Source organism: Acinetobacter lactucae (genome assembly GCF_013344765.1).
Classification (GTDB): Bacteria; Pseudomonadota; Gammaproteobacteria; order Pseudomonadales; family Moraxellaceae; genus Acinetobacter; species Acinetobacter lactucae_A.
Genome location: NZ_JABVBF010000188.1, coordinates 1 through 6312 on the forward strand (window position 1 = coordinate 1; position 6312 = coordinate 6312).

The window sequence follows — 6312 nt, forward strand, 5'->3', positions numbered from 1 at the left end:
ATACATATGAATTACTAACAATTTTATTAGCTCTACAACGTCAGTCTGACACAGCACAAATACCCAAAATTCTAAAAAATAGCCCTAATTTTTTTGATGAAATTATTAAAAGAAATCCTGAAAAATATATTCTAAATTTAGCTCATGAATTAGCTCAAAACTATCGAATAAAATTATAAATTTTAGTGGCTCAAAGTACTTTAATAACTATTCATCAAAAAAAACCATTCCTTCATAGGGATTTTTTTTGCAGCTCTCTAAACGAGTAGATAGATTACCTACATGAACCTCCAACTTATGACCATCGGGGTCTAGAAAGTATATAGACTCTCCTTCGCTTTGATTATTTTTCCACTCATGGATATTCATTAGTTTAATTTTCTGGCGGAATTCATCTATATGATCTTCACTAATACTGAAACAGTAATGTGTATAGTCTGAACTTATACTAACCTCATCAAGTGACAGACAAAGCCATAACTCTCCAAGTCTCAAATAAGCACCTTTATTCCACTTGGCTCTGGGAATAAAACCTAGAACATCCTTATAAAAACTAAAACTACGATCAACATTCTCTACAGAAATAGTTAGATGATTCAATCCACTTAATTTCATAGATGCTTTTCTCTTTTTAAATGGGACTCGATATAAAATATAAAACTATTAAATCTTTCCTTTTTCACTCCAAAATTTTGCAGTCTCTAAATTTTTCTCTACACCCAATCCATATTCATACATAAAGGCAATATCTCTCATAGCCTCTTTATTACCAAGAGCAGCAGCCTTTTTACGTAGCTCTAGTGCTTTATGAGTGTCTTGCTCAACTCCGTCACCGCTACTATACAAGTTGGCCAAACCAACCATACAATCTGCATCATTTAGTTGAGTTCCTTTCGAAAACCATTTAAAAGCTTTTTTGTAGTGTTCATCTGCATCAGCTGGATCCATATCTCCAACAAGTCCAGCATACGTAGCATAACCCTCGCCTAGCCATTGCATTGCTTTTACATTACCGCTTTCGGCTGATTTAGTTGCCCAGAATTCCGCTTGAGTTTCATTTTCTTCGATACCCCATCCATATATATAAACATCTGCTAATTCTAGTTGGGCTGATGTATCACCACTTGTTGCCCTTTTTAATAGATCATCTGAGAACGTTGGATTAGCAAATAAATTCATTGAAAACATTAGTCCTAAAGTAATGAAAAGAATTTTGAAGTTATTCATGTCTAACCTTAATTAAAATAGTTTTTCTAACCTTTATGCTCAACTAATAATACATTACAGCTATTTAAATTTAATGAATTGAATAATAACCTCCCGTATGGCGAAAAGATTTATCTTTAATCTGTTTGCTATTTAAAACTTATAAGATTTCTTTTTAATTTAACTAAAGCCCAACTCTCGTCGGGCCTTCCTCCCCTCAAACCCGACTTAAAAAATAGTCGAGCAATACCTCTCTTTCATCAGTACTATTCGCTCCTAAAAGCTGAACCATGGCCCCATCAATCACAAACAAAAACATGTGCGCATCTTCAACTGTAGCAGTCGCTTTTACAGTTAAAAGCAGTTTATGAATTTCTTTAATGAACCAGTTTCGATAATCAATCACGAGTTTATAGGCCGCTGGATAAAGCTTTTCAATTTCAAAAATCGCTTTAAATGGCAGCCGATAAAATCCCTCTAAATTTGCATGTAAAAAGTAGATTTTCTTGAGTTTATCGAAGGCCATGAGTTCGCGGTACGAATGAATGATAGAAAACACCTCATGTTTTAATGCATCTGTTTGAAAAGTTAAGCTCATCTGAATGAGCCTTTCTTTGGAGTGAAAGTAGTTATAAAAAGTGGCTTTGGGAATTTTGGCTTCTTCAACGATTCGATCTATCCCGATGTAAAACCCATGTTGATTAAATAAATCTTTTGCCGCGTGGAGCACGCGTAATGCTCTAAATGATGCTTCTAAATTTGGCATTTTTATACCGTTTAAAATAATTTTTTGTTGTATGTAAAAGAGATAGAAATGCCGTCACTCTTAAATTGAGCGCTAAAAACAGGCATGCAAAAGCCGCACAAAAATGGTGTGCTCGCCTATCTCGGGTTTTATTGTTGCTATGATTTTTTAGTCGTAATGACCTAGGGTTTAAAACCTAGAGTCGGTTAAACCGCTTTAAAGACCAGATGGGCCATATGGACGTAAAGATTTTGACAAAGATTGCCAACGAGAGAGATGAAATAGTACGCATGTGCGGACTCCTTGTGTGTAAAGGAGTTCTACCCAATCACTGTCAAATGATGGTGGTAGAACGAGAGAAGGTTGACAGACTGACACACAAGAATCAGCACGCACAAGGCGTCCCTCCCTCGCCCTACCGCTACGAAGGGGGACGAACGAGTTCGCCACCAAAAAGAGAACTTTTTGATGTCTTGTGTGTTATATCGATCTGTCAAAATCGACTGGCAATGTGGCCAGCAGGCAAAGGATAATCCGCGTGTTTTTGAGTGTCAATGTAAGCTTGAATAGAAATTAGTTAAATAATTTTTGTTTTCATTCAATTAGATATTTAAGCTAAACAGTCATTCAACTTAAATTTAACGATATCATGATAATAATAAAAATGGTGGCAGAGCGAAAAGAGGTTAGCAGACTGGACACACAGAACCAGCACACTCGAAAGTGTCCCCTTATCGCTCTACCATAGAATGGTGGCAAAACGAAAAGGGATTAGCAGACTGGTACAAAAGCAACCAGCACACCTGAAGGTGTTCCCTTATCGTTCTACCGTAGAATGGTGGCAGATCGATAAGGGGTTAGCAGACTGGGCACAGTACCAGCACACCCGAAAGTGTCCCCTTATCGCTCTACCCTAAAGTAGTTTGCAGGCAAAGAATAATTCTCAAGATTTTAAGTGTCAATGAACATATATTGTTAATTTATAAAATATTTTTATTCCTATTGTCTCATTTTCCCATTATTAATTTATCATTCATTTTCAAAACTGTTTAAATGACCCGATTGATCGCGATATAAATAAAAGCTAAAGTAAATAAAGTTTGAATTTTATAACTTTAAATAAATTGATATTGATAACGCATGCAGGCAGAAACATGGAAACCATACATGATTTTTATCGCCGCTTTTCTTTAACCAGAGATAGCGATTACTCGGTTCCATCGACTTCGTTTGGACATTTTAACGTGTTCCAACGCGATGCTTGCTCGTTTCTCACGCCTTATAGCCGCCGCGATTATTATAAAATTTCACTGGTTTTAGGCACAGGTGACCTTCACTACGCTAACCGCTGGATACGAGTCGATCGCCCTGCTTTACTGTTTTCAAACCCAATGGTTCCCTACGCTTGGGAAATTAATTCGCCTGAACAGGCAGGTTGGTTTTGTCTATTTACCGAAGAGTTTGTAAACCAAGAATCGCGACAAAGCTTTTTAAAAGACTCTCCACTATTTAAAGTCGACGGCGACCCGCTGTATTTTTTAAACGACCAACAGGTTGAAGAAATTTCATTTATTTTCAAAAAGATGATGACTGAAATAAATTCAGACTATATTCATAAATACAACGTTTTAAGAAACTATTTGCACCTGATTGTGCATGAAGCCATGAAAATGCAACCGACCCAACAGTTTGAAAAACATAGCAATGCTGCAGTTCGGATTTGCCATTTATTCTTTGAGTTATTAGAGCGTCAATTCCCTATCGACTCGCCCCATTTTCAGCTCAAACTCAAAACTGCAAATGACTATGCCTATGGCCTGTCTGTGCATGTGAACCATTTAAACCGCGCTGTAAAAGAAGCTACAGGCAAAACCACCTCTGAACATATTAGCTCGCGCATTACGCAAGAAGCCAAAGCACTGCTACAACACACCAGTTGGAATATTTCGGAAATTGCCTATAGCTTAGGCTTTGAATATTCAGCGTATTTCACCAATTTCTTTAAGAAAAATACGGGTTTTTCGCCTAAAAAGTTCCGTGAAGACTGTGTGGCCTAAAAACAGATTGTTTGAATTTTATAATTATTGGTTTGAATGTTATACGTCAGTTTGAGCCAAAGCATTTTATAGTTTTTCTACTCAAGTGATTTTGCAAAAAGAGTGTGAAAAATGAAATATAGAACTTTAGGACAAACAGGCGAAAAAGTATCAGCACTTGGTTTAGGTTGCATGGGAATGAGCTTTGCCTATGGTGCCTCAGACGACACACAAAGCATTGCAACCCTAGAAAAAGCCTTAGACCTCGGCATTAACTTTTGGGACACCGCCGACATGTACGGCAACGGCGCAAACGAAGTTTTGCTGTCAAAAGTTTTAGAAAAACACCGCGACAAAGTATTCTTGGCGACCAAATTTGGCTTTCGCTATAAAGAAGATAACCTCAACCCACAAAACTCTTTAGAGTCTTATATCGACGGTTCTCCAGAGTGGATTAAAGTTGCGGTCGAAAACAGTTTAAAACGCTTAAATACAGACGTGATTGATCTGTATTATGCACACCGCATTGACCCGAATATTCCAGTTGAAGACACCATTGGCGCCATGGCTGACTTGGTCCAACAAGGTAAAGTTCGTTACCTAGGACTCAGTGAAGCTTCGGCTGAAACCATTCGTAAAGCAAATGCGATTCACCCGATTGCAGCGGTTCAACATGAATATTCATTGCTTACTCGTGAGCTGGAAGATACACACTTTCAAACTATTCGCGAGTTAGGTATTAGCCTTGTGCCGTATTCACCGCTTTCGCGTGGTTTAATTACCAACACGCTTGATGTTGGCAACCTAGACGAAAATGATTTCCGTCGCCAGTTACCGCGCTATCAGGGCGACAACTGGAAAAATAACCAAAGCTTGGCGCAAGCATTTAGCGAATTTGCCCAAAGCAAAAACGCGACAGCGGCTCAACTGGCTTTGGCTTGGATTTTGGCGCAGGGTGAAGACATTATTCCAATTCCAGGTACTCGTAAAATCGAGCGACTTGTGGAAAATGCTGACGCTGTAGACCTTGATTTAACAGCGGCAGATTTGGCAGAAATCGACGCAATTATTACGAGATACCCAAACATGGGCGCACGCTATAACGCTGAGCAACTTGCAGCGGTTAATCATTAAAAATGAAACTATAAAAAAGTCCGACTCAGTGTCGGACTTTTTAATTTAATTTTTGCTATATGTGCCTTGCTGGCGTCCACCTTCCCAGATCGCATCTAATGATTTATCCGAAATCTTTAGGCTTTCAGGGAAAATACTTAAATCCTTTTTAAATTTAGCCTCTGGTTTTAAACCAATACAGTCTCCGTTTTTCCACCAAGTGCCTTCGGCATATTGGTCTAAAGCCCCCACAGCGAGCATCCATTGAAACTTACCATCTGGTTGAAGTAAAAGCTCCGAACCCACTTCCATCACACCATTTAAATAATAGTGTCCACTCCAAGCCTGATCAGCTTGCTGAAATTTCACTTCTTTGCAGGTGCTGGTTGGCTCTGCATAAATTTGAGCAGAAAAAATAGCTGTAGAAACAAGCAGTAAAGGTACAAATATATTTTTCATTATTGTGTTCCTATATGTTTAATCTTATTTTCCAGACTCAACTTTTAAATACGTTCCATCGGCATAAACGTTATGTCCAAAGCCACAACCCGACTCACCTTCGTTTTGTTTAACCTGAATATAATTTCCTAACTTCGGACTCGTTTTAAAATCGAGCTGAATACGGCAGTCTTCATTTTTATAAACCGTTTGCTTTTTATTAGTCGGCATTTTGGTGTCAAACTCACCCATATTTGGGCCGTAGATCAAGCTTCTAAGTCCCATATATAAACCGGCATAACTGATTGCATATTGCCCCTTCTCACGACTCACCGTGATGTGATCCCACTCACCAAAACCAGAGTAACGCATATATTCACCTGACAAGTCATTTGACGCTTTAGGTTGAGGTAATTGCTTAAGATTAAACTGACTCGACTTTGATTTTTCATCAAGCATAAACCATGATCTTGCCCAAAGTGGTTGACCCAATTTAGCATAGGCTAAGCCCACGTTATTGTTGGCAACTTCAATATCACGGTCAGTAAATTTACCTGTAGTTTCATCTTGATTGGCTTTACAAAATGCAGTCCAAGACGCTTGGTTTTGGAAATTTTCGAGTGCCTTTTTATATTGTTTTTGGTCGTAGAATTTCTTACCTAAGCTCGCATATTGCTTCACTTTATTGCAGCCTTGTTGTAATTCTTGTTCATAAGAAAATTCTGCATGAGTCACCGCCAATGCTGAAAGTGTGAGAACCGCACAACCTGAAAT

General features: G+C 38.3%; 8 protein-coding genes and 1 pseudogene. 3 read left to right on the forward strand and 6 right to left on the reverse strand.

Annotated features, from left to right (window positions below; genetic code table 11):
• Positions 1-179, forward strand: a pseudogene (locus HUN22_RS18230) (hypothetical protein); the annotation flags it as partial.
• Positions 180-207: 28 nt separating this feature from the next.
• Here the strand turns inward: HUN22_RS18230 and fosLL are convergent.
• The 4 genes from fosLL to HUN22_RS18020 form a co-directional block, all read right to left on the reverse strand.
• A complete protein-coding gene (gene fosLL / locus HUN22_RS14885; RefSeq protein ID WP_174730878.1) occupies positions 208-615 on the reverse strand; it encodes a fosfomycin resistance glutathione transferase FosLL in 408 nt (135 codons plus the stop codon).
• 48 nt (positions 616-663) lie between these two features.
• The gene (locus HUN22_RS14890; RefSeq protein WP_174730881.1) at positions 664-1227 is read right to left on the reverse strand and encodes a tetratricopeptide repeat protein; all 564 of its coding nucleotides are present in this window, start codon (positions 1225-1227) and stop codon (positions 664-666) included.
• A gap of 196 nt (positions 1228-1423) precedes the next feature.
• Positions 1424-1972: a TetR/AcrR family transcriptional regulator gene (locus tag HUN22_RS14895; protein ID WP_174730884.1), complete on the reverse strand. Its 549-nt coding sequence runs from the start codon at positions 1970-1972 to the stop codon at positions 1424-1426.
• Positions 1973-2167: 195 nt separating this feature from the next.
• Positions 2168-2347, reverse strand: a complete 180-nt coding sequence (locus tag HUN22_RS18020) for a hypothetical protein (RefSeq protein WP_254617548.1) — start codon at positions 2345-2347, stop codon at positions 2168-2170.
• Positions 2348-3105: 758 nt separating this feature from the next.
• Between HUN22_RS18020 and HUN22_RS14900 the strand changes: the two genes are divergently transcribed.
• Both HUN22_RS14900 and HUN22_RS14905 read left to right on the forward strand, forming a co-directional pair.
• Entirely contained in the window at positions 3106-4008 is a 903-nt protein-coding gene (locus HUN22_RS14900; RefSeq protein ID WP_016143719.1) for a helix-turn-helix domain-containing protein, read from the forward strand.
• 111 nt (positions 4009-4119) lie between these two features.
• Entirely contained in the window at positions 4120-5121 is a 1002-nt protein-coding gene (locus HUN22_RS14905) for an aldo/keto reductase (protein WP_174730887.1), read from the forward strand.
• Positions 5122-5166: 45 nt separating this feature from the next.
• Here the strand turns inward: HUN22_RS14905 and HUN22_RS14910 are convergent, their stop codons facing one another.
• Positions 5167-5559: a hypothetical protein gene (locus HUN22_RS14910; RefSeq protein WP_174730890.1), complete on the reverse strand. Its 393-nt coding sequence runs from the start codon at positions 5557-5559 to the stop codon at positions 5167-5169.
• 24 nt (positions 5560-5583) lie between these two features.
• A partial coding sequence (locus HUN22_RS14915; protein WP_254617549.1) for a hypothetical protein occupies positions 5584-6312 on the reverse strand: 729 nt, incomplete at its 5' end.